Source organism: Janibacter sp. GS2 (assembly GCF_051200835.1).
In the GTDB taxonomy this organism is placed as follows: Bacteria; Actinomycetota; Actinomycetes; order Actinomycetales; family Dermatophilaceae; genus Janibacter.
On sequence record NZ_CP195161.1, the window covers coordinates 2,303,100 to 2,324,599 of the forward strand.

The window sequence follows — 21,500 nt, forward strand, 5'->3', positions numbered from 1 at the left end:
CCCTCAGTCGGTGGTCGAGACCGTCCCCGAGGGCGCCTTGACCGGCAGGAGCAGCGCCAACCCGGCGATGAGCACGAGGGCGATGCCGAGGATCCCCCAGTACTGCGTGTTGTCGTCGCCGGTGACCACGGACCCGAGCCAGATGAAGAGCGCGAAGGCCGCTGGGGACAGGAAGGACACGACCCGGCCCGTCGTGGCGTAGAGCCCGAAGATCTCGCCGCTGTGCCCCTCGGGGATGACGCGGGCCAGGAAGCTGCGGGACGCCGCCTGGGCCGGACCGACGAAGGCGGTCATGGCCAGGCCGAGCGTCCAGAAGACCACGGGGCCACCGTCGTGGAAGAGGAACACCCCGAGGCCCAGGACGATGAGCGCGACGAGCGAGATGACGATGACCTGCTTCGGTCCGAGCCAGTCGTCGAGCAGGCCGAAGGCCATCGTGCTCACCCCCGCGAGGATGTTGGCCGCGGCACCGAAGATGATCACGTCCCCGGCCGACATGCCGAAGGTGCCCGCGGCGAGGATCGCCCCGAAGGCGAAGACGCCGGCGAGCCCGTCGCGGAAGAGCGCCGAGGCGCCGAGGAAGTACACGGTGTGCCGCGAGACACCCCACAGGCGCCGCAGCGACGCCCAGACGAGCTTGTACGAGTCGACGATCCCGACCCGCGGCACGTGTTCGCGGGGGCGGTCCTTGAGCACGGCGAAGGCCGGCAGGGTGAAGAGCAGGATCCACAGGCCGCAGACGAGCATCGAGACGCGGATGTCAAGGGCGCCCTCGTCGGTGACGCCGAAGAGGCCCGTCTGCGGCTGGATGAAGAGGAAGAAGAGCACGAGCAGCACGATGATGCCGCCCAGGTAGCCCATCCCCCACCCGAAGCCCGAGACACGACCGACGTTCTTTGGGGAGGCGACCTGCTCGATCGAGGCGTTGTAGTTGACCCCCGCGATCTCCGAGACGATCGAGCCCGCACCGAGGAGCACGAGTCCGAGCACGAGGTAGGACGGGTCCGGCTTGACGAGGAAGAGCGAGGCGGACAGCGCCGCGAGGATCCAGGTCTGCACCCGGAGGTTGCGCACCGTGCGGCCGGTCCGGTCCGAGTTCTGGCCGAGGACCGGCGCCAGCAGCGCCACGAGCAGCCCGGCCACGGCCGTCGCGATCGCCAGGGCCGTCGATGTGGTGTTCGTGCTGCCGAAGCTCTCGCTCGTGAGGTAGACGGAGAAGACGAAGGTCGTGATGACCGTGTTGAAGGGTTGCGCCCCCCAGTCCCACATGGCCCACCCGACGATGCGCCGACGGCCGCCCTCGGGAGCGGCACGAAGTGCGGGCTCGGGGAGCGCGGCGGGCGGTGGCGAGGCGGTCACGCGCTGAGGCTATCGGTCATCCCGGGCTCGATGTGCACGACACGGGGTGGACGCGCTAGCCTGTGGGGTCGCCTCAGGTTCGGCCACGAGCCGACCGCTGACCGGGACCTCCACGTCCCGACGAGACGGACCTCACCAGCGCAATGTCGCGCTCTGTGGAACACCAGACGCTGTCCGGGCGTTGACGCAGGTGTGAAGATCCGCGCAGCAAGGGGCGCGAACATCGCCAGAGACATCAGGAGACGTGCAACATGGCAGAGCGCACACTGCGCGGTACGCGCATGGTCAGCTTCAGCATGGAGACGACGGACAACGTCGTCCCCAGTGACCGTCAGATCACCACGTATGTCTGTGACGACGGCCACCGCACCGAGTTGCCGTTCTCGGTCGAGGCCGACATCCCCGGCACCTGGGAGTGCCGTTGCGGCAAGCTGGGCAAGCTGCTCGATGGTCCCGAGCCGGACATGAAGCCCGCCAAGCACGTCCGCACGCACTGGGACATGCTGCTCGAGCGTCGCTCGGTCCCCGAGCTCGAGGAGCTCCTCGAGGAGCGTCTGGCCCTCCTGCGGGCCAAGCGTGGCGAGAAGCCGCGCAAGCGCTCCGCCTGAGCCCACCTGCTCCACCCGACGAAGGGGGCCGCCACCGATCACCGGTGGCGGCCCCCTTCGTCGTGCCCGCCCGCTCAGTCGTCGTCGACGATCTCCCCCTCGACGACCTCGCCGGAGGCGTCCTTGGTGCGGCGCACACGCGCCTGACCGGACTGCGGCGTGGGGCCGCCGGCCCCGGGGACGACGGCGATGACCCGCCGGGCGATGAGCACCTCGAGGCCGATGCGGGCCACCGGTCGGGTGAAGGGCAGGACGACGAGCAGTCCGATGACGTCGGTGACGAAGCCCGGCACGAGCAGCATCGCTCCCCCGGCCCAGACGAGGACCGCATCGGCCATCTGCCGGCTCGGCATCTCCCCGCTGCGCAGGGCATCCCCGAGGGCGAGCCAGGTCCGCCGCCCCTCACGTCGCACGAGCCACGCACCGAGGACGGACGTGGCCAGCAGCCCGACGATCGTCCACCCGATGCCGATGACCCGGCCGATGAGGATGAGGACGGCGATCTCGAGGACGAAGGTCAGGAGCAGCGCCAGGGGGACCAGCCGCACACCGCGACGGCGCCGGCCGGTGGCGGGTGGGACGGTCACAGCCGCCGCCAGGTGGGCTCGCGCTCGAGCAGGCTGCGGACCTGGTCGCGACGGTGGCGCAGCCCCCATGCGGTGATGCGGGTCATCGACTCGCGGACGACGTCCCCATCCATCTTGGAATCCCCGATCTCGCGCTCGATGAAGGTGATCGGGATCTCGACCACCGTCAGACCGGCCCGCACGGTCCGTACGGTCAGATCCGTCTGGAAGACGTATCCCGCGCTCTCGACCCGGTCGAGGCCGATGGTGCGGAGTGTATCGGTTCGGTAGACGCGGTACCCGGCCGTCGCGTCGTTGACGGGCATGCCGAGGACGACCTTGATGTAGGCATTCCCGGCCATGCTCACCGCCTTGCGGTTCTTCGGCCAGTTGACGACGCGTCCGCCGCGCACATAGCGCGACCCGATGACGAGGTCCGCCTCGGCGGCGGCCACCAACATCCGCGGGAGGTGCTCGGGCCGGTGGGAGCCGTCAGCATCCATCTCGACGACGGCGTCGTAGTCGCGCTCGAGCGCCCAGGCGAAACCCGCGAGGTAGGCGGCGCCCAGCCCCTCCTTGCCCGGGCGGTGCAGGACGCTGACCCGGTCATCGCCGGCCGCCAGCTCGTCGGCGACCTCCCCCGTGCCGTCCGGGGAGTTGTCATCGAGGACGAGGACATCCGCATCGGGCACGCAGGCACGGACCCGCTCGACGATGCGCGGGAGGTTCTCGCGCTCGTTGTACGTGGGGATGAGCACGGCGACCCGCTCGATCGGCGGGCGTGGTTCACGTGGGTCGGGCACCGGTGGTGGCTTCCTGGGTCTGCGGAGAGGTGGACTGGCCACCGACCCTACCCGCGAGTCGCTCCCGCACCCGCAGGCCGGCCGCACCGAGGAGCAGGAGCCCACAGGCCCACTCCACCCAGGGACCGAAACGGTCGGAGATCGTCAGACCGCTGCGCAGGACGACGTCGTGCGTGGGCTGGGCTGCCGTGAAGAGCTCGGTGGTCGGCGTCGTCGTCCCGTCCGGATTGATGAAGCCCGAGACGCCGACGGTCGAGACGTGCGCGACGCTGCGGCCGTGCTCGATGGCTCGGATGCGGGAGATGGCGTACTGCTGGGTCGACTCGGCCGAGTACCCGAAGGTCGCGTTGTTCGTCTGGACGACGAGCACGCTCGGCCGTCCCTGGGCGTCCGCGTGGCGCACCGCATCGCGCATCAAGCCGTCGTAGGCGACCTCGAAGCAGATCGTCGGGATCGCGGAGAAGGAGCCCCTGGCGCCGTCCACGGGGAAGGCGACGGTCTCATCCCCCTTCGCGAACCCGGCGCGCACGAGGTCGACCTTGGAGCTGAAGAGCCGGTAGAAGTCGCGGTGGGGCACGTACTCCGCGAAGGGGACGGGGTGCTTCTTGACGTACCGCTGCGGCGTGCCACCACCCGGGCGGTAGAGCAGCGAGGCGTTGGAGACGGCCGGCGCCGGCTCGTCGAGGATGGCACCGACGATGAGGGGGGCGTCGACGGCCTCGACGGCCCGCTCGACCTGTCGTTTCGCGTCCTCGTTGCGCAGGGGGTCGATGTCGGAGGCGTTCTCCGGCCAGATCACGAGGTCGAGGTCGTCGTGGGCCCCGCCGAGGCGCTGGGTACCGGCGAGGTGGTTGTCGAGGACCTGACGCCGCTGGGCGTTGAAGTCGAGGCCGGCCCGCGGGACATTGCCCTGGACCAGACCGATCTTCGCGCTCGAGTCCCCCGACGTGGGGAGCGGCAGGGAGAAGGAGGCGATGAAGACCGCGGACGCGAGGGCGACCGCCACCCAGGGGGTGCGTCGCGTGACCACGAGCAGGATGCCCGGCACGGCGAGGAGGGCGACGACGAAGGTGACCAGAGGAGCTCCCCCGATCGCGGCCCACCGCGCGAGAGGCGCATCGGCCTGGCCAAAGGCGATGCGCGCCCACGGGAAGCCGCCGTACGGCACCGTCCCCCGCACCAGCTCCTGCAGGACCCACAGCACGGGGACCAGCAGGGCGGCCGGCAGGAGTCGCCCACGGCGGATCAGGGGCGCCTGCACCCACGTGAGCACGGCACCCATGAGGGCCAGGTACAGCGCCTCGGTCGTCGCCAACGCGAACCACGGGAAGCGGCCGACGTAGATCCCCGACCAGCTGAGCGTCGGCACGAAGCACGCCAGCCCGGCGATCAGCCCGAGAAGGGCGCCCACGCGGGCGCGCACGTCCCACATGGCGATGCCGATGGCGGCGACCGCGACGACCGCGGCGATCGCGATGTCGTGATCGGGGAAGGAGAGCCACAGCAGGAGACCACCGACGAGGGCCAGCAGGAGCCGCCCCGGCAGCAGCAAGCTCCTCACTCCCACGGGGTGGTCAGCACGATGGTCGTGCGGGTCGAGACACCACCGGCAGTGCGGACCCTGGCCAGCAGCTCCTCGAGGTCCTGGGGCGTCCCGACGCGCACCCGCAGGAGGTAGTTGGAGTCACCGGCGATCGAGTAGCAGGCGTCGATGGCGTCGATGCCCCGCAGCCGGTCCGGGATGTCGTCCGGGTCACGCGGGTCGAGCGGAGCGACGGAGACGAAGGCGGTCAGGGGGGTCCCCAGCGCCGACGGGTCGATGATCGCGGCGTAGCCGCTGATCACCCCACGCTCCTCGAGGCGACGCACCCGCTGGTGCACGGCCGAGGTGGACAGGCCGATCGCCTTGCCGAGATCGGTGAAGCTCATCCGACCGTCCTGACGAAGGAGGTCGATGAGGTGTCGATCGGCGGCTTCCATGCCAGAACCATAGGCGACACCCGTATCGTCGGCGGCATGTCCGTCTCGGTGAGTGAACGTCTTCTCCTGCTCGACTCCGCGTCGTTGTACTTCCGTGCCTTCTACGGTGTGCCCGCCAGGCCCGGGGGGCCCTCCGGCCTGCCGACCAATGCCGTCGCCGGATTCCTCGACATGCTCGCGACGCTGATCGCCCGGTACCGGCCGACGCACGTCGTCGCGTGCTGGGACGACGACTGGCGACCCCAGTGGCGGGTCGACGCGATCCCCACCTACAAGGCGCACCGGGTCGCCGAGGAGGTCGACGACGGCGAGGCCGTGCCGGACGAGCTCTCCCCGCAGGTGCCGCTGATCATCGAGGCACTCGCCGCGATCGGGATCACCCGCGTCGGCGCCCCCGACTACGAGGCGGACGACGTCATCGGTACCTTCGCGATGAGGTACCGCGGCGTCATGCCCGTCGACGTCGTCACCGGCGACCGGGACCTCTTCCAGCTCGTCGACGACGCCTCGCAGACGCAGGTCCTCTACACGGCGCGGGGAGGCGTGCGGGAGCCGGACGTCATCACCCAGGCCTTCCTGCGGGAGAAGTACGGCGTCGGGACCGGGGACGCCTACGTCGACATGGCGGCCCTGCGCGGTGACACCAGCGACGGGCTGCCGGGCGTCAAGGGCATCGGCGAGAAGACCGCCGCGGCCCTCATCGCCGAGTACGGCTCGCTCGCCGGGGTCCGCGAGGCCCTCGCGGCCGGCGACCCGAAGATCAAGGGCGCCCGCCGCACCCGGCTCGAGGAGGCCTCGGACTACCTGGACGTCGCACCGCTGGTCGTGCGGGTCGCCCACGACGTCCCCGTCGGTGACGCCGACCTGCGACTGCCGCCCGACATCGTCGACCCCGCGGCGATGAGCCACCTCGCGCTCGAGCACGCACTGACCGGCCCCTTCGACCGGGTGGGTGCCGCTCTGCGCCGCGACTGATCTCAGTCGAGGCGATCGGCGGCGACCACCCCACGCATCACCGCGTCGACGGCCTTGCGAGCCACACCACGCAGATGCGGCTGCGGAGCGGCGTCCCCGACCTGGCCCAGCAGGTCGACGATCTGCTTGCACCGCCGGACGAAGTCACCTGCCGTGAGGTCGGACCCTCGGAGCACCTCGTCCAACCGTCGCCCGCTCGCCCACCGGTGCACGGCCCAGGCGATGCCCGCGTCGGGCTCGCCGGTCTGCGGGAGCGCGTGGGTGCTCTCGAGGTCATCGAGGGCACTCCACCGCCGCACCATATCCTGCCAGGCGTCGGAGACGCCGTCCGTGGGCAGCGTGGGGAAGGCCTCGTGCTCGTCGCGTCGGGGCTCGTGGACGAGCATCGAGACCACGGCCGCGAGCTCGGCCGGGTCGAGACGCTGCCACGCTCCCCCGCGCAGGCACTCCGCCGCGAGCAGGTCCTTCTCCGTGTAGAGCCGGCGCAACCGGCCGCCGAGGTCGGTGACGCTCTCCCCGTCCTCCCCGAGATAGCCCATCTCGGTGAGCACGACGCAGATCCGCTCGAAGGTCTGCGCCACCGAGTTCGTGCGGTGCTCCACCTTGCGCTGCAGGCTCGAGGTCTCCCGCTTCAGCTTCCACCACCGTGCGGCCCAGCGGGCGTGCACCTCCCGCTCGGGGCACTGGTGGCACGGGTGGCTGCGCAGCTCCTCCCGCAACCGCGCGAGACGCTCGTCCTCCCCCTTCGCGCTCTCGGTGGCGTGCTGGCGCACGCTGGGGGCGTCCTCGTGCGGCGCCTTGATCCGCAGGGTGGTGGCCAGGTCGCTGCGCTGCTTGGGCGACTTCGGGTTGAAGCCGCGCGGGATCGCCAACCGGCCGAAGGGGGTGACGGGCCCGTCGAGGTCGGCCGGCACGAGCCGCCGCACGTGCTTGTGCTCCGTGAGGACGGTCGGCGCCGACTCCTCCCCCTTGTACGAGCGCGGTGGGGCGATGACCAGGGCCAACCCGGAGCGACGTCCACCGATGCGGATGATGTCGCCGACCGTGAGGGACTCCAGGGACACGAGGATCTCGGCGCGGCGGTTGGCGCCCCTCCGGCGAGCGCCCTCCTTCTCGACGTCGGTGATCCGCCGCCGCAGTGCCGCGTACTCGCGGAAGTCACCGAGCTCGCAGTGCATCGCCTCGGAGTACGCCTCGAGGGACTCCTCGTGCTCACGCACCGTGGTGGCCAGCCCGACCACGGCGCGATCCGCCTGGAACTGCGCGAAGGAGGTCTCCAGCACCTCCTTGGCCGTGTGTCGACCGACCTGGGCCACGAGGTTGACCGCCATGTTGTACGTCGGCTTGAAGCTCGAGCGAAGGGGGTAGGTCCGGGTCGACGCGAGACCGGCCACCGCCAGCGGGTCCAGACCCCGCGACCACACGACGAGGGCATGCCCCTCGACATCGATCCCACGCCGTCCGGCCCGACCGGTGAGCTGGGTGTACTCCGCGGGGGTGATGTCCACGTGCGACTCCCCGTTGAACTTCACCAGCTTCTCGAGCACGACCGTGCGCGCGGGCATGTTGATGCCCAGGGCGAGGGTCTCGGTGGCGAAGACCGCCCGGATGCGGCCTGCCGTGAAGAGCTCCTCGACGATCTCGCGGAAGAGCGGCAGCATGCCGGCGTGGTGCGCCGCGAAGCCTCGCGAGAGACCCTCGACGAACTGGTGGTAGCCGAGGACGTCGAGGTCCTCGCCCTCGAGGACGGCGGCACGCTCCTCGACGGTGCGCCGGTTGCGCTCACCCTCCCGCTCGGAGACCAGGTGGACGTCGTTGCCGAGGAGCTGACCGACGGCCCCTTCGCACCCGGCGCGGCTGAAGATGAAGGTGATGGCGGGCAGCAGACCGCTGCGGTCGAGCTCGCGGATGACCTCGGTGCGCGATGCCGCGCCACCGAAGCGGGCGCCACCGCCACGGGGGCCGCCCGGCCCCCTTCGGTCACGGCGGTCACGACCGCCACGACGGTCCCGGCCACCCCGACCGGAATGGCCACCGTGGCCCCGGCCCGCGTCCTCGGTCCCGCGCACCCGTGCCCGGATGGCGTCGAGCAGCTCCGGGTTGACCTTGCTCGGCTCACCGGCGGCCTCGCCCGCGTCGTCGACGAAGAGGTCGTGCACGTCCCGCCCGACCTGCATGTGCTGCCACAGCGGGACCGGGCGCTCCTCGGACACGACGACCTCGGTGCCGCCGCGGACCTGCGCGAGCCAGTCACCGAACTCCTCCGCGTTGCTCACCGTCGCGGACAGGGAGATGACCTGGACCGACCGGGGCAGGTGGATGATGACCTCTTCCCACACGGCCCCGCGGAAGCGGTCTGCGAGGTAGTGCACCTCGTCCATGACGACGAAGGCGAGGGTGTCGAGCGTCGTCGATCCGCCGTAGATCATGTTGCGCAGGACCTCGGTGGTCATGACGACCACCGGCGCCTCCCCGTTGACCGACATGTCACCGGTGAGCAGGCCGACGTTGTCGTGGCCGTGCCGGGCGACGAGCTCGTGGTACTTCTGGTTGCTCAGCGCCTTGATCGGCGTCGTGTAGAAGGCCTTCTGCCCGCGGGAGAGCGCGAGGGCGACGGCGAACTCCCCCACCACCGTCTTGCCGGCTCCCGTCGGCGCGGCCACGAGGACGCCGTGGCCGGCCTCGACGGCCTCGCAGCCCTCGATCTGGAAGCGGTCGAGGTCGAAGTCGTAGGTGGCGGTGAAGGCGGCGAGCTCTCCGCGCCCCTTGCGACGTGAAGCGGCATAGCGATCTGCGGGCGAGGACATGCCCCCACGCTATGCCAGCGCCTCACCGCACGATCGACACCGCCCCGGGTGCGGCCTCCACGCGCAGCGGCAGCGGGGCGACGCGCTCTCCGTCGGCGTAGGTGACGATGCCCTGCGTCGCCAGACGGATCTGCCGGCCGCGGATGATCTCGACCGCCGGGTGGTTCGTGTGCGAGCCCGTGAAGACCCGGGGGAAGACGCCCAAGAAGGTCGGGATCGACAGCTCCCGGACGATGACGACGTCGAGCAGACCGTCCTGGAGGTCGGCCCCGGGGGCCACCTTCATGCCCCCGCCGAAGGCCGGGCCGTTCGCGATGCACACGAGCATCCCGCGGACCTCGCGCTCGTGCCCGTCGATGGTCAGGTCGTAGTGGATCGGCCCGAAGACGGGCAGCTCTCGCAGGATGGCGAGGTTGTAGCGCTGCGACCCGCGCGGCCAGCGCATGCGGTTGGCGCGCTCGTTGACCACGGCGTCGAAGCCGCACGAGAGCACCCCGAGGTAGTCGCGCACCCGCCGCCCGTCCTCGTCGAGAACCCGTCCGAGGTCGATGCGCTGGGTCGCCCCGACGAGGATGCGCTCGACGGAGGCCTCGACGTCACGCACGGGCAGGCCGAGCTCGCGAGCATTGTCGTTGCCGGTGCCGACGGCGACGATCCCGAGCGGGATGTCGGTGTCGGCACAGATGGCGGCACCCAGGCCCGCGGCTCCGTCACCACCCGCGACGACGAGCAGGTCGATGTCCTTCTCGGTGACCGCACGTCGGGCCTTGGCCTCCGCGCGGCCGGCGTCGAGGCCCGTGAGGTCGATGACCTCACGACCCTTGGCCTCGAGGAGGTCGGCGACGCGGGCGCCGACCTCCTCGCCCCGGTGGCGTCCGGCGGTCGGGTTGACGAGCAGCCCGACACGGGGCCCCGGGGCGGAGGTCATGTCCCCAGACCCTAGGTCACCTCACGTGAGCGGGGAGGCCTCGTCGTCGGAGAGGTGCGACCAGTCGGGCTCCTGGCCGCTCTGGACTCGTCGGCGGTCGATGACCAGGGCGATGCCCACGGCGGCGAAGTACAGCACGCACAGGGGCCCGGCGAGCAGGAACATCGTGAAGGGGTCCGGCGTGGGCGTGATGATCGCCGCCGAGATGAAGATCAGCAGGATGGCGACCCGCCAGGACTTCAGGAGTGTCCGGCCGGAGAGGACGCCGATGGCGACGAGCCCGACGAGGAAGACCGGCAGCAGCCAGGCCAGGCCGAAGGCGAGGATGAAGCGGGTGACGAAGCTGAAGTAGTCACTCGCCTGCTGGATGTTGCTCGAGTTGCCGTCGTCCGGGGTGAAGCCGAAGAGGATGATCAGCGCCTTCGGCAGCGTGAGGTAGGCGAAGAAGCATCCGGTGAGGAAGAGCGGCATCGCCGTGGCGAAGACCCCGAGCGAGATCCGCTTCTCCCGCTTGGTCAGGCCGGGGAGGATGAAGGCCCAGATCTGCCACACCCAGATCGGGCTGGAGAGGATCACTCCGGTGAAGATCGAGATGCCGAGCTGGGTGGAGAAGGCGGACGTCGCATTGGCGAAGTTCAGGGAGACGATCGCGTCGTCACCGTCCGCACGAGCGGTCTTCTCGTACTCCTTGAAGGGCAGCGTCAGCTGGTCGTACACCCCGTCATAGATCATCCACCCGACGACCGCGCCGATGATGATCGCGGCGGCCGCGATCATCAGGCGGTTGCGGAACTCGAGCAGGTGCTCCTTCAGCGGCATCCGCCCCTCGGGGTCCCGGGACGTGCGTTGAGGGCGAGCCATACGGCGCGAGGACGAAGGGGGTGACTCAGGCAACCGGGCCGGACTCGTTGTCCGTGCGCGGCTTGGCCTCGTCGATGGGGTTGGACCCAGCAGGGGTGGAGCCGGATTCGCGGGCCTTCTTCTCCGCCTCGCGCTGCCGGTCTTCTTCCTTCATCTCGCTGACCTCGGACTTGAAGACACGGGCCGACTTGCCCAGGCTCCGGGCAGCGTCGGGCAGCTTCTTGAAGCCGAACAGGAGGAGGATGACCACCAGGATGAGGACGATCTCCATGGGACCCAGACTGGGCATGACTGCACCTTTCGCGTCGGTACGTGCTCGTTCAGTGTAGGCCGCGGGAGCTCCTCATCCCGAGGGGACGTCAGATCCGGTACGCGGCCAGGGCCGACCCCGCGCTGTCCGCGAGGGATTGCCGCAGCACCTCGGGCTCGAGCACCTCGACACCGCCCCCCAGGCGCAGGACGAGTCGGCGCAGGAAGCCCTCGTTGCTCGTCGGCATGGTCACGAGCAGATCCTCGCCGTCGGCGGTGCGCTCGGTGACCGGGTAGTACTCCGCGACCCAGTGGGCGCCCGGAGAGAGCCGCAGACGCACCGGGGTGTCCGCGGCCCCGCGCTGGTAGGCACCCGCGCTGAGGTCACGACGGGTGACCCCTGCGGGTGGTTCCGCCGGGGCGTCGAGCACGTCGACGGCCTCAATGCGATCGACCCGGAAGAGGCGCACGTCCTGGGCCCGGTGGCACCACCCCTCGAGGTACCAGTGCCCGTCGACGTGGGCCAACCGCATCGGGTCGACGTCCCGCTCCGTGCGCTCGTCCCGACTGGGGACGTGGTAGCTCAGGTGGACCCGGCGGGCGGCGCCGAGGGCCTCCCGCAGCACGCCCATGCTCTGGCCGGTCTCGGTGTCGTCCTCGACGACGACGACCCGCTCGACGCCGGGGATCGTCCCCGCGGCCTCCTCGAGCTTGGTCAGGGCCCGCTCCACGGCGCTGGACTCCCCCGCGCCGCTCGCCGAGAGCGACCGCAGGCCGACGATGAGCGAGATCGCCTCGTCGACGGTCAGCCGCAGCGGGCGGTCGATCGTCTCGGCATTGCTGACGAAGACCCGCCCGCCCTCGTAGCTGGCCTCGATGAGCTCGTCGGGCATCGGCCCGTAGCCGCACATGAAGAGCAGGTCCAAGTCGGCCATGAGCTGCTTCTCGGTGATCCCGAGGCCGGCCGCGGCCCGCTCGATCTCGATGCCCTGCCGGCTCGCGAGCCACGGGACCATCGTCAGCAGGCGCTGGACGCGGTGGGTGGCGGACTCCACCGGTGGACGGCTCATGCACCGACCTCCTCATCATGTGCGGCGACGACGGCCTCGAGACGCTCGATGACCGCCGCCCGCAGCTCCGCGGGCTCGTCGACGATGACGTCGGGCCCGTGGCTGGCGATCTCGGCGGCGAAGGACCCGCGGTCACCGTGGTCGAGGTCGACGCGGTCCCACTGCTCGTCGACCGGCTGCACGCGCCTGGCCCGGCGGCGCAGCAGGTGGCCGGCGCCCGTACGCACCCGCAGGACCGCGGGGACGGCCGCAGGCTCCTGCCCGTCGGTGGCCGCGATCATCGACAGCGGGTCGACCTCATCGGGCACGCCCTGGGTCTGCTGCTCGCCGGTGACGGCGACGGCAGAGCCGATCCGGGACAGGCGGAAGACGCGCGGGGCCCCGCGGTCGAGGTCGTGACCCACGAGGTACCACCGGCCGTGCCAGGCCGTGAGGTACCAGGGCTCGACGTGTCGGGGCAGGGGCGCCCCCTTCCCCGGCCGGGTGTAGTCGAAGCGCACGGTGGATGAGGTGAGGACCGCGTCCTTGAGCGGCTCGAAGGAGGGCTCGCCACCCCCGAGCTGTGGTTCCAGCCCGACGAAGGGCTCCTCGCTGCCCTCGTCACCTGCGGCGACCTTCCGCCAGGCGGTGGCGGCCGTGCCGGCCATCGTCGCGTGGGCCCACGCCCGGCTGGCCAGCCCGACCACGGCCATCTCGTCGGCACTGAGCTCGACCGCCGGGAGGTCGTAGTCACGGCGGTCGATGCGGTAGCCCTGCTCGTCCTCGAAGAGGCCGATGTCCTCGGTGACCAGCGGGATGCCCATGGCCCGCAGGTCCTCCTTGTCCCGCTCGAACATCCGGTCGAAGGCCTCGTCCGACTCGACGCTGCGGTAGGCCTCGACGAGCTGGCGGATCCGGTGCTTGGGCACGGGGATCTGCGCGGACAGCAGGCTCATCGTCAGGTTGAGCAGTCGCTCGGTCTTCGCCTGCGGTGTGTTGGGTGCCGCCACATCCGCTCCCTTCGTCTCCCGACCGTCAGGTCCGAAGGGTAGCCTGACGGTCGGGGTGCTCGGCTGGGTGCTCAGCCGGCCTGGACGAGGTCGACGACGAAGATCAGCGTCTCGCCGCCCTTGATGGGGCCGGTGCCGCGGTCCCCGTAGCCGAGGTGCGGCGGGATGGTGATCCTGCGACGACCACCCTCCTTCATGCCGATGAGGCCGTCGTCCCAGCCCTTGATGACCTGGCCGATGCCGGCCGTGAAGGCCAGCGGGGCGCCACGGTTCCACGAGGCGTCGAACTCCTCGCCGGTCGAGTGGGCGACGCCCACGTAGTGCGCCTGGATCGGCGAGCCGGTGGTCACCTCGGCACCGTCACCGACGGTGATGTCCTCGACGACGAGCTCGCTCGGCGGGGTGTCACCCGGGAAGTCGATCTCCGGCTTGGTGGTGTTCGGGTCAAAGGGCATGCGGTCCTCCGTGGTGGTGTCGGGATCGGGAACTGTGAACGTGGCTCAGGGTGCTGCCAGGACGTCGACGACGTAGATCAGCGTGTCGGTGCCCTTGACGGTGCCGTCGGGGCTGCCTTCCTTGCCGTAGCCGTCCTTCGGCGGGATGACGAGCAGGAGCCGGTCGCCCACCTTCGCACCCTCGACCGCCTGGTCAAAGCCGGGGATGACGCCACCCTGTCCGACGGTGAAACCGAAGGGGCCGCGCCCCTCCTTCATCGAGGAGTCGAAGACCTTGCCGTCACGCCAGGTGGCCACGGAGTAGGAGACGTAGGCGGTGTCGTCCTTGGCCACCGTCTTGCCCTCACCCTTGATGAGCTTCTGCTCGACGAACTTCGTGGGGGCCTTCTCCCCCTCCGGCACGGTGATCGACGCCGGGGCGTCTTCCTTCCACTCGATCTTCGGCAGGCCCTCCTTGGGAGCGACCTTCGTGCCCTCGGCGCTCTTGGGCATCTCCCCGCGCAGGTCGAAGACCACGACGATGTCGTCCTTGCCGCTGATGCCGTACTCGGGCATGCCCTCCTTGCCGAAGACGTCCTCCGGGGGCAGCACGGCGACGCCCCGACTGCCGACCGTCTGGCCCTGGATCGCCTTGGCGACCCCGCGCAGCGACTCCGCGTCGGCGACGTTGAAGTAGGCCGGGGAGGTCGTGTAGGTCTCGGTGCCCTTGATGGCCTTGCCGTCCTTGGCCGAGAACATCGCGAGGTCGACCTCGGCCATGGCGTCCTCGCTGAGCTCCTTGCCCGTGCCCTCCTTGACGATGTGCCGGGTGGTCTGCGAGACCTTCACCGGCGTGTCGGAGATGCTGATGGTCGGGGCCTTCTCCCCCTTGGCCGGGGTGACCTCGATCCCCTCGACCTGCTCCGTGTCCTCGGGTTTCGGGTCCGCGAGGGTGGGGGCGCCGCTCGCGGAGGGAGACGCCGAGGCGGAGGAACTGGTGTCCCCCTTCGCCTCGTCCTCGGAGTCACCGCCGCAGGCGCTGAGGAACAGCAGCGATGCGAGGGAGACCGCGAGGGCTGCGGTCAGACGGGGGTGGACCTTCGGCACGTTCAACCTCGATGCGGGTGCGGGGACATGACCTCCGCTCACCCTAACCAGCGAGTCTGGATGTCGCCTGACTCCCTCAGGGTGTCGTGGGACCCGATTGACCGGACATCGTGTCGATGAGCCGCTGGACCCGCTCGTCGACCGAGCGGAAGGGGTCCTTGCACAGCACGGTGCGCTGCGACTGGTCGTTGACCTTCAGGTGCACCCAGTCGACGGTGACGTCGCGGGAGTGCTCCCGAGCGGCGCGGACGAAGTCGCCGCGCAGCTTGGCCCGCGTGGTCTGCGGCGGCGTGTCGACGGCGCTCGCGATCTCCTCGTCGGTGACCACGGTGGCGACCCTGCCCGCCCGCTGGAGCAGGTGGTGCACGCCGCGCTGCGGGTTGATGTCGTGGTAGGCCAGATCAAGCTGCGCCAGCCGCGGGTCCTCCAGCTCGAGGCCGTGCCGCGCCGCGTAGGCGTCGAGGAGTCGGTACTTGACCACCCAGTCGATCTCGGTGTCGACGAGCCCGAGGTCGTCCGTCTCGACCGCGCGCAGGGTCCGCTCCCACAGGTCGAGGACCTGCGTGGTCACGGCGTCATCGATGCCCTCGCGGTCCGCGTACTCGGTGGCCCGGGCCAGGTACTCCCCCTGGATCTCCAGGGCGCTCATCCGCCGCCCGTCGGCCAGCGCCACCGGTGTCCGCCCGGTGCGGTCGAGGCTGATGTCCCGGATCGCCCGGATGGGGTTGTCCAGGGTCATGTCCGGCAGCGCCACGCCGTCCTCGAGCATCCGCAGCACGAGGTGGGCGGACCCGACCTTGAGCAGGGTCGTGGTCTCGGTCATCGTCGAGTCACCGACGATGACGTGCATCCGCCGGTAGCGCTCCGCGTCGGCGTGCGGCTCGTCGCGGGTGTTGATGATCGGCCGCGACCGGGTGGTCGCCGAGGAGACGCCCTCCCAGATGTGGTCGGCCCGCTGGCTCACCGAGAAGCGGGTCCCCCGGGTGCCCGCCATGAGCTTGCCGGTCCCGGCGATGAGCTGGCGGGTGATGAGGAAGGGCAGGAGCCCCTCGGTGACCCGGCCGAAGTTGTCGGTGCGGGCGACGAGGAAGTTCTCGTGGCAGCCGTAGGAGTTGCCGGCCGAGTCGACGTTGTTCTTGAAGACGTAGATCTCACCGGAGATCTCCTCCTCGGCCATCCGCTCCTGGGCGTCCTCGACGAGGTCCTGGACGATCCGCTCCCCCGCCCGGTCGTGCGCGATGAGCGTGCGCAGGTCGTCGCACTCGGCACTCGCGTACTCGGGGTGGCTGCCGACGTCGAGGTAGAGCCGCGAGCCGTTGGGCAGGAAGACATTGCTCGACCGCCCCCAGGTCACGACCTTGCGGAAGAGGTAGCGGGCCACCTCGTCCGGGGTGAGCCGTCGTTGTCCGTCCGAGACGGCGGTGATGCCGAACTCGGTCTCGATCCCGAAGATGCGTCGCTCCACGAGAGCAGGTTAGCCGTCGGTCCCGACAGGACCGGTCAGTCGCCGGAAGCAGCGCCGTGGGCGATCCCGCTCCAGGACGGCGATCTCGAGCGAGTCCAGCGGGATGCTCGTCCCGGGCACCTCCCCCTCGGCGCGAAGGGAGAGGACGCCCACGGCGAGGTCGAAGGCGCTGCCCAGGCTCTGCCCGGGCTCCCACCGCTCCAGCAGGGCCTCGTTGAGCCGGTCGCTGTCGCCACCGATGGCGACACAGCCGTGCTCGTCGGAGACCGACCCGTCATAGGTCAGCCGGTAGATCCGGTCGTCTCCGGCGGTGCGCCCGACCTCGGCGACGACGATCTCCACCTCGTAGGGCTTCTGGTCCTGGGTGAAGACGGTGCCCAGGGTCTGGGCATAGGCATTGGCCAGCGCCCGCGCGGTGACGTCCGAGCGGTCGTAGGAGTAGCCCCGCAGGTCGGCGTAGCGGATCCCCGCGACCCGCAGGTTCTCGAACTCGTTGTACTTGCCGACGGCGGCGAAGCCGATGCGGTCGTAGATCTCGCTGACCTTGTTCAACGAGCGGCTGCTCGGGTTGTCCGCGACGAAGAGGATCCCCTCGTCGTACCCGAGGACGACCACCGAGCGGCCGCGGGCGATGCCGGCCCGGGCGAAGTCCGCCCGGTCCTTCATCACCTGCTCGGGCGAGACGTAGAACGGGGGCTGGCTCATCGGGCACCTCCGGGGTTGCCGCGACGGGCCGCGAGGATCTCCGCCACGCTCTCCTCGACGCTCGCGTCGTCGAGGAAGCGCGTGCCGTCCTCGTCGACGAGACCGACCATCGGCCAGATGCGGCGGTGGACGTCGGGCCCTCCGGTCGCGGAGTCGTCGTCCGCAGCGTCGTAGAGCGCCTCCACGGCGACGCGCACGGCCTCGGCGCGATCGAGGCCGGGACGCCAGAGCTTCTTCAGGGCACCGCGCGCGAAGAGCGAGCCGGAGCCCACGCTGTGGTGCTCGCGTTCCTCGTAGCACCCGCCGGTGACGTCGTAGGAGAAGAGACGGCCGCGGCGCTCGTGCGGGTCGTGGGCGGCGAAGGAGGGCACGACCGCCAGCCCCTGCATCGCCAGCCCGAGGTTGCCGCGCAGCATGGCAGCCAACCGGTTGGCCTTGCCCTCGACGGACATGTGCACGCCCTCGATCTTCTCGTAGTGCTCGAGCTCGACCTGGAAGAGGCGGACCATCTCGATGGCCACGCCCGCCGTCCCGGCGATCCCCACGAGGGAGAGCCCGTCCGCGGCGAAGACCTTCTCCATGTCGCGGTTGGCGATGACATTGCCCATCGTGGCCCGACGGTCACCCGCCATGAGCACGCCGCCAGACCAGGTCAGGCTGACGACCGTCGTCCCGTGCGGGGCCTCGACCGCGGGCGTGCCGGGCAGCGTGCGCCGCCCGGGCAGGAGCTGCGGCTCGTGTCCGGCGACGAACTCGGTGAAGGAGGCGCCTCCGGCGGTGAGGAAGGCCGCCGGCAGTCGCCCCCGGTCCCGGTCGGCGGTCACTGGCCGCCCTTCTGCACGAAGCCCTTGACGAACTCCTCGGCGTTGGACTCCAGGACGCCGTCGATCTCGTCGAGCACGGAGTCGACGCCCTCGTCCCGAGCGGTGTTCTGTGCGGCGACCTGGCTCGCGCCCTCGTCGGCGGGACCCTCGTCGCCGCCACCGGACCGCTGCGATCGGACCTGCTCCTGCGCCATGACTGCTCCTTCGGCTCACCTCGGCTGCCTCGTCACACCCGAGGGTTCGAGCCTATGCCCCGAGGCCCGCGACGAGGTCGTCGACGTCCCCGGCGGACAGCAGCGCCTCGGTGTCCGCGCGGGAGTTCGCCAGCGGGTCGATGAGCGAGATCCGGGCGACCCGGCCGGCTCGGGGCAGGCGCACCACGAGGCTGTCCCACGAGGCGGAGACGACGTGCTCGCCGAAGGCCTCGACCGCCCTCCCCCGCAACCACGCCCGCGTGTCCTGCGGTGGGTGGGCGACCGCCGCGCGCACCTCCTCGTCCGAGGTGAGGCGGGTGACCCGTCCCGCGGCCTCGAGCCGGTGGAAGATCCCCTTCTCGGGGCGCACGTCCGAGAACTGGATGTCGATCGCGGTCAGCCTCGGGTCCCCCCACTGCAGGGAGTCGCGCTCGCGGTAGCGCTCCAGCAGCGCGAGCTTCGCGACCCAGTCGATGTCGGGCGCGGCGTCCATCGGGTCGTGGTCGAGCAGCCCGAGCACCCGCTCCCAGTGGCCGAGGACCTCGTCGGTCGCGGGGTCACTCCCTTCGCGCTCGACGAAGGCCGTGGCCATCTGCAGGTACTCGGCGAGGATCTGGACGGCCGTGAGGTCGCGTCCGTCGCGCATCCGGACGGTGGCGCGGCAGGTCGGGTCGTGCGAGATGACCTTGAGCGCCTCGACGGGGTGGAGGACCTCGAGCGAGCGATCATTCGCCCCGGCCTCGATCAGGGCGAGGACGAGCGAGGTCGAGCCGAGCTTGAGCAGGTTCGCGACATCGGCCTGGTTGGCGTCGCCGATGATCACGTGCAGCCGCCGCCAGACGTCGGGGTCGGCGTGCGGCTCGTCCCGGGTGTTGATGATCGGCCGCTTGAAGGTCGTCTCCAGACCGACCGGCGCCTCGAAGAAGTCACTGCGGGAGGCGATCTGGTAGCCGGCCCGCTCGCTCTCCTGGCCGATCCCGACGCGACCGGCACCGCACATCACCTGGCGGGCGACGAAGAAGGGAGTCAGTCCCCCGATGATCCGGTCGAAGGGGGTCCGCCGGCTCACGAGGAAGTTCTCGTGGGTGCCGTAGGAGGCACCCTTGCCGTCGGTGTTGTTCTTGTAGAGGTTGATCCCCGGGGGCCGGTCCGCGAGTCGGCCGACGACCTCACGCATGACCAGCTCCCCGGCCCGGTCCCAGACCACGGCGTCACGTGGTGAGGTGACCTCCGGGGAGGAGTACTCCGGGTGGGCGTGGTCGACGTAGAGCCGCGCGCCGTTGGCGAGGACGACATTGGCGAGCGTCGGGTCCTCGGCGTCCGTCAGCTGGGAGAGGTCCGCCCGTGCGCGCGGCATCTCGAAGCCCCGCGCATCGACGAGGGGGCGCTCGTCGCTGTAGTCCCACGCACCGTGGGCCGCTCGCAGGCCGTGGGCCCGGGCGTAGGTCGTGACGACCTCACCGGAGGCTGCCATCGGGTTGGCCCGGGGGTCGCCCGGCACCGCGATGCCGTACTCGGTCTCGATGCCCATGACCCGTCGCACGCTCATGGCCCAAGGGTAGGCGCGCCCTCCCACGGTCCTCCGGGAGGGAGCGTGTTCAATGGATGGATGACTTCGTCGACGTGGATGCCCTGGCGTACGAAGGTGCTCGACCTGTGCACCCGCTCCGGAGTGACCGCCGAGGAGATGACGGCGAAGCAGCTCTCCCGGATGCGAGGGTCGGTGCCGATGCGCCCGCCCTACACCTGGGTCGTGGGACGCCCCGACCCGAGCGTCACGAGCGAGAGTCGCCGCATCCGGGCCCGCGACGGCCACGAGCTGAAGGTGCGCATCCACCGGCCACCGGTCTCGGAGAGCTCGGAGCAACTCCCGCTGCTGCTGCACTTCCACGGCGGCGGGTTCGTCATCGGCAACGTCGGCGCCTACGACCCCTACCTCACGACGGTCGCCGCGGCTGCTCGCGTGGTCGTCGTGACCGTCGCGTACCGGATGGCGCCGGAGCACCGCGCGCCCCTGGCCGTCCACGACTGCCAGGACGGGGCGGTATGGGCGCTGGAGCACGCGCTCGACCTCGGGGTGCGAGCGGACTCGGTGGGTGTCACGGGCGACTCCGCCGGCGGCAACCTCGCGGCCGGGTTGGCCCAGCACCTGCGGGACGCGGGCGTCGCGGGACTGCGGCACCAGGCGCTCGTCTACCCGGCGCCCGACCTCACCGAGCGTGAGCTGGAGCACCTGCAGGAGCTGGACCAGCACTACCCGATCCTCACGCCCGACATGCTGCGGTCCTTCCGCAGCCTCTACCTCGGGGACGCCGATGACCGCGACCCGATCCTCTCCCCGGCCCACGGCGACCTCGCCGGGCTGCCACCGGCCCTCGTCCAGACCGCAGAGCTGGACCCCCTTCGTCCCGACGGCGAGGCCTACGCCGACGCCCTGCGCGACGCAGGCGTCGAGACGCGGCACACGATGTACCGGGGGGCACCACACGGGTTCATCAACTTCCCCGGGCTGACCGCGGCCGGGTACCCCGCGCTCGAGGAGCTCGTCGGCGAGCTCCGCCACCACCTGCACGAGGAGCCCGCATGAAGCGCCCCTACCCCGGCACGGCCCCGCTGACCGGGCTGCTGACCATGTACCTGGACGGCTTCGGCCGACCGTCCATCGTCGACGCCACCCAGGAGGACATCGAGCGGGCCCGCGCGCAGGTCTACCCGACCTTCCCTCCCTTCTCGTGGATCACCGGGCGCGTCGTCGCCGACGTGACCGTCGACGAAGGGGGCGCCCCGGCCCGTGACGGCGCGGCCATCCCCCTTCGCTGGTACACCCCGCCCGGCCCCCGCACGGACCGTCCGCTCGTGGTCTTCTTCCACGGTGGCGGCTGGGTCCAGGGGTCGACGCGGATGTACGACCCCATCTGCAGCCACCTGGCGTCCCGGCTCGACGCGGTCGTCGTGAGCGTCGACTACCGGATGGCGCCGGAGCACCGGGCCCCGGTCGCCGCGCACGACGCCATCGACGCCACCCGGTGGCTGCACGAGCACGCCGACCACGGCGTCGACCGCAGGCGGTTCGCGGTGTGCGGCGACTCCGCCGGGGGCAACCTCGCCGCGATCGTGGCCCAGCAGCTGAAGGACCTCAGCGCCGACGGGCTGCCGGTGATCCGCCACCAGGCGCTGATCTACCCCGCCACCGACCTCACCCTCGCCTCGCCCTCGATCCGCGAGCACGCCCACGGGGCGGTCCTCGACGAGGCGAAGATCCACACCTTCCGGCGCCACTACCTCGGCGACGCCCCGGACGCCGTGCCGGCCACCGACCCGCTCGTCTCGCCGCTCTTCGGCGACGTCACCGGCGTGGCGCCGGCCCTGGTCCAGACGGCCGACCTCGACCCGATCCGGGACGACGGCACCCGCTACGCCAGCGCCCTGCGGACCGCCGGTGTCGAGGTGCGGGCCACGAACTACGTGGGGCTGCCGCACGGCTTCGCGAGCTTCCCGGGCGTCGCCCGCACCGGGCAGCAGCACCGCGCGGAGCTGGTCACGCAGCTGCGCCACCACCTCGGCGAGGGGTCCTGA

At 70.9% G+C, this 21,500-nt stretch carries 22 protein-coding genes; 4 read left to right on the top strand and 18 right to left on the bottom strand.

The annotated features are described in order from the left end of the window. Window positions 1–3: 3 nt before the first annotated feature. On the bottom strand, window positions 4–1,359 hold the full coding sequence (locus tag ACR9E9_RS11095) for an MFS transporter (RefSeq protein ID WP_435198546.1): 1,356 nt from the start codon (window positions 1,357–1,359) through the stop codon (window positions 4–6). A 251-nt stretch (window positions 1,360–1,610) separates the two neighbouring features. Between ACR9E9_RS11095 and ACR9E9_RS11100 the strand changes: the two genes are divergently transcribed. Further along, complete coding sequence (locus tag ACR9E9_RS11100; RefSeq protein ID WP_435198547.1) at window positions 1,611–1,967, top strand: RNA polymerase-binding protein RbpA; 357 nt, start codon at window positions 1,611–1,613, stop codon at window positions 1,965–1,967. Between the two features lie 74 nt (window positions 1,968–2,041). Here the strand turns inward: ACR9E9_RS11100 and ACR9E9_RS11105 are convergent, their stop codons facing one another. From ACR9E9_RS11105 to ACR9E9_RS11120, 4 genes are read right to left on the bottom strand one after another with little or no spacing between them, the layout of a single operon-like run. Then, window positions 2,042–2,554 (bottom strand): FxsA family protein, encoded by a 513-nt coding sequence (locus ACR9E9_RS11105; protein WP_435198548.1) that lies wholly within the window; start codon window positions 2,552–2,554, stop codon window positions 2,042–2,044. Then, complete coding sequence (locus ACR9E9_RS11110) at window positions 2,551–3,336, bottom strand: polyprenol monophosphomannose synthase (RefSeq protein ID WP_435198549.1); 786 nt, start codon at window positions 3,334–3,336, stop codon at window positions 2,551–2,553. Before ACR9E9_RS11110 ends, ACR9E9_RS11105 begins: the two co-directional genes overlap by 4 nt. Further along, on the bottom strand, window positions 3,320–4,897 hold the full coding sequence (gene lnt, locus ACR9E9_RS11115; protein WP_435198550.1) for an apolipoprotein N-acyltransferase: 1,578 nt from the start codon (window positions 4,895–4,897) through the stop codon (window positions 3,320–3,322). The genes ACR9E9_RS11110 and lnt overlap by 17 nt, the downstream gene beginning before the upstream one ends. Continuing rightward, window positions 4,894–5,316: an Lrp/AsnC family transcriptional regulator gene (locus ACR9E9_RS11120; RefSeq protein ID WP_435198551.1), complete on the bottom strand. Its 423-nt coding sequence runs from the start codon at window positions 5,314–5,316 to the stop codon at window positions 4,894–4,896. Before ACR9E9_RS11120 ends, lnt begins: the two co-directional genes overlap by 4 nt. A gap of 36 nt (window positions 5,317–5,352) precedes the next feature. Between ACR9E9_RS11120 and ACR9E9_RS11125 the strand changes: the two genes are divergently transcribed. Then, window positions 5,353–6,291, top strand: a complete 939-nt coding sequence (locus tag ACR9E9_RS11125) for a 5'-3' exonuclease (RefSeq protein WP_435198552.1) — start codon at window positions 5,353–5,355, stop codon at window positions 6,289–6,291. 2 nt (window positions 6,292–6,293) lie between these two features. Here ACR9E9_RS11125 and ACR9E9_RS11130 read toward each other — a convergent pair whose 3' ends face one another. The 13 genes from ACR9E9_RS11130 to dop form a co-directional block, all read right to left on the bottom strand. Next, window positions 6,294–9,098 (bottom strand): DEAD/DEAH box helicase, encoded by a 2,805-nt coding sequence (locus ACR9E9_RS11130; protein WP_435198553.1) that lies wholly within the window; start codon window positions 9,096–9,098, stop codon window positions 6,294–6,296. A gap of 22 nt (window positions 9,099–9,120) precedes the next feature. Then, window positions 9,121–10,026 carry a YegS/Rv2252/BmrU family lipid kinase gene (locus tag ACR9E9_RS11135; RefSeq protein ID WP_435198554.1) on the bottom strand — a complete coding sequence of 302 codons (906 nt, stop codon included), beginning with the start codon at window positions 10,024–10,026 and terminating at the stop codon, window positions 9,121–9,123. Between the two features lie 21 nt (window positions 10,027–10,047). Further along, window positions 10,048–10,845 carry a twin-arginine translocase subunit TatC gene (gene tatC / locus ACR9E9_RS11140; protein WP_435198555.1) on the bottom strand — a complete coding sequence of 266 codons (798 nt, stop codon included), beginning with the start codon at window positions 10,843–10,845 and terminating at the stop codon, window positions 10,048–10,050. A 67-nt stretch (window positions 10,846–10,912) separates the two neighbouring features. Beyond that, window positions 10,913–11,176 carry a Sec-independent protein translocase subunit TatA gene (tatA, locus tag ACR9E9_RS11145; protein ID WP_435198556.1) on the bottom strand — a complete coding sequence of 88 codons (264 nt, stop codon included), beginning with the start codon at window positions 11,174–11,176 and terminating at the stop codon, window positions 10,913–10,915. Between the two features lie 70 nt (window positions 11,177–11,246). Beyond that, entirely contained in the window at window positions 11,247–12,206 is a 960-nt protein-coding gene (locus ACR9E9_RS11150; protein ID WP_435198557.1) for a helix-turn-helix transcriptional regulator, read from the bottom strand. Further along, entirely contained in the window at window positions 12,203–13,195 is a 993-nt protein-coding gene (locus tag ACR9E9_RS11155) for a helix-turn-helix transcriptional regulator (RefSeq protein WP_435198558.1), read from the bottom strand. Before ACR9E9_RS11155 ends, ACR9E9_RS11150 begins: the two co-directional genes overlap by 4 nt. 71 nt (window positions 13,196–13,266) lie before the next feature. Continuing rightward, the gene (locus ACR9E9_RS11160; protein ID WP_435198559.1) at window positions 13,267–13,650 is read right to left on the bottom strand and encodes an FKBP-type peptidyl-prolyl cis-trans isomerase; all 384 of its coding nucleotides are present in this window, start codon (window positions 13,648–13,650) and stop codon (window positions 13,267–13,269) included. Window positions 13,651–13,695: 45 nt separating this feature from the next. Next, complete coding sequence (locus ACR9E9_RS11165) at window positions 13,696–14,736, bottom strand: FKBP-type peptidyl-prolyl cis-trans isomerase (protein ID WP_435198560.1); 1,041 nt, start codon at window positions 14,734–14,736, stop codon at window positions 13,696–13,698. Window positions 14,737–14,812: 76 nt separating this feature from the next. Next, window positions 14,813–16,201 carry a Pup--protein ligase gene (gene pafA / locus ACR9E9_RS11170; RefSeq protein ID WP_435198561.1) on the bottom strand — a complete coding sequence of 463 codons (1,389 nt, stop codon included), beginning with the start codon at window positions 16,199–16,201 and terminating at the stop codon, window positions 14,813–14,815. A gap of 9 nt (window positions 16,202–16,210) precedes the next feature. Then, complete coding sequence (gene prcA, locus ACR9E9_RS11175; protein WP_435198562.1) at window positions 16,211–16,906, bottom strand: proteasome subunit alpha; 696 nt, start codon at window positions 16,904–16,906, stop codon at window positions 16,211–16,213. Beyond that, the gene (gene prcB, locus ACR9E9_RS11180) at window positions 16,903–17,730 is read right to left on the bottom strand and encodes a proteasome subunit beta (RefSeq protein ID WP_435198563.1); all 828 of its coding nucleotides are present in this window, start codon (window positions 17,728–17,730) and stop codon (window positions 16,903–16,905) included. The genes prcA and prcB overlap by 4 nt, the downstream gene beginning before the upstream one ends. Continuing rightward, window positions 17,727–17,924 carry a ubiquitin-like protein Pup gene (locus ACR9E9_RS11185; RefSeq protein ID WP_435198564.1) on the bottom strand — a complete coding sequence of 66 codons (198 nt, stop codon included), beginning with the start codon at window positions 17,922–17,924 and terminating at the stop codon, window positions 17,727–17,729. Before ACR9E9_RS11185 ends, prcB begins: the two co-directional genes overlap by 4 nt. Window positions 17,925–17,976: 52 nt before the next feature. Continuing rightward, the gene (gene dop / locus ACR9E9_RS11190; protein WP_435198565.1) at window positions 17,977–19,473 is read right to left on the bottom strand and encodes a depupylase/deamidase Dop; all 1,497 of its coding nucleotides are present in this window, start codon (window positions 19,471–19,473) and stop codon (window positions 17,977–17,979) included. Window positions 19,474–19,533: 60 nt separating this feature from the next. Between dop and ACR9E9_RS11195 the strand changes: the two genes are divergently transcribed. Beyond that, window positions 19,534–20,511, top strand: a complete 978-nt coding sequence (locus ACR9E9_RS11195; protein ID WP_435198566.1) for an alpha/beta hydrolase — start codon at window positions 19,534–19,536, stop codon at window positions 20,509–20,511. Then, a complete protein-coding gene (locus ACR9E9_RS11200; RefSeq protein ID WP_435198567.1) occupies window positions 20,508–21,500 on the top strand; it encodes an alpha/beta hydrolase in 993 nt (330 codons plus the stop codon). The genes ACR9E9_RS11195 and ACR9E9_RS11200 overlap by 4 nt, the downstream gene beginning before the upstream one ends.

Excerpts from the sequence above, each read along its gene's own strand:
- ACR9E9_RS11100 (WP_435198547.1), top strand. The coding sequence starts at position 1,611 with ATGGCAGAGCGCACACTGCGCGGTACGCGCATGGTCAGCTTCAGCATG.
- ACR9E9_RS11120 (WP_435198551.1), bottom strand. The coding sequence starts at position 5,316 with ATGGAAGCCGCCGATCGACACCTCATCGACCTCCTTCGTCAGGACGGT.
- ACR9E9_RS11125 (WP_435198552.1), top strand. The coding sequence starts at position 5,353 with ATGTCCGTCTCGGTGAGTGAACGTCTTCTCCTGCTCGACTCCGCGTCG.
- ACR9E9_RS11130 (WP_435198553.1), bottom strand. The coding sequence starts at position 9,098 with ATGTCCTCGCCCGCAGATCGCTATGCCGCTTCACGTCGCAAGGGGCGC.
- ACR9E9_RS11135 (WP_435198554.1), bottom strand. The coding sequence starts at position 10,026 with ATGACCTCCGCCCCGGGGCCCCGTGTCGGGCTGCTCGTCAACCCGACC.
- tatC (WP_435198555.1), bottom strand. The coding sequence starts at position 10,845 with ATGCCGCTGAAGGAGCACCTGCTCGAGTTCCGCAACCGCCTGATGATC.
- tatA (WP_435198556.1), bottom strand. The coding sequence starts at position 11,176 with ATGCCCAGTCTGGGTCCCATGGAGATCGTCCTCATCCTGGTGGTCATC.
- ACR9E9_RS11150 (WP_435198557.1), bottom strand. The coding sequence starts at position 12,206 with ATGAGCCGTCCACCGGTGGAGTCCGCCACCCACCGCGTCCAGCGCCTG.
- ACR9E9_RS11160 (WP_435198559.1), bottom strand. The coding sequence starts at position 13,650 with ATGCCCTTTGACCCGAACACCACCAAGCCGGAGATCGACTTCCCGGGT.
- prcA (WP_435198562.1), bottom strand. The coding sequence starts at position 16,906 with ATGAGCCAGCCCCCGTTCTACGTCTCGCCCGAGCAGGTGATGAAGGAC.
- ACR9E9_RS11185 (WP_435198564.1), bottom strand. The coding sequence starts at position 17,924 with ATGGCGCAGGAGCAGGTCCGATCGCAGCGGTCCGGTGGCGGCGACGAG.
- dop (WP_435198565.1), bottom strand. The coding sequence starts at position 19,473 with ATGAGCGTGCGACGGGTCATGGGCATCGAGACCGAGTACGGCATCGCG.
- ACR9E9_RS11195 (WP_435198566.1), top strand. The coding sequence starts at position 19,534 with ATGACTTCGTCGACGTGGATGCCCTGGCGTACGAAGGTGCTCGACCTG.
- ACR9E9_RS11200 (WP_435198567.1), top strand. The coding sequence starts at position 20,508 with ATGAAGCGCCCCTACCCCGGCACGGCCCCGCTGACCGGGCTGCTGACC.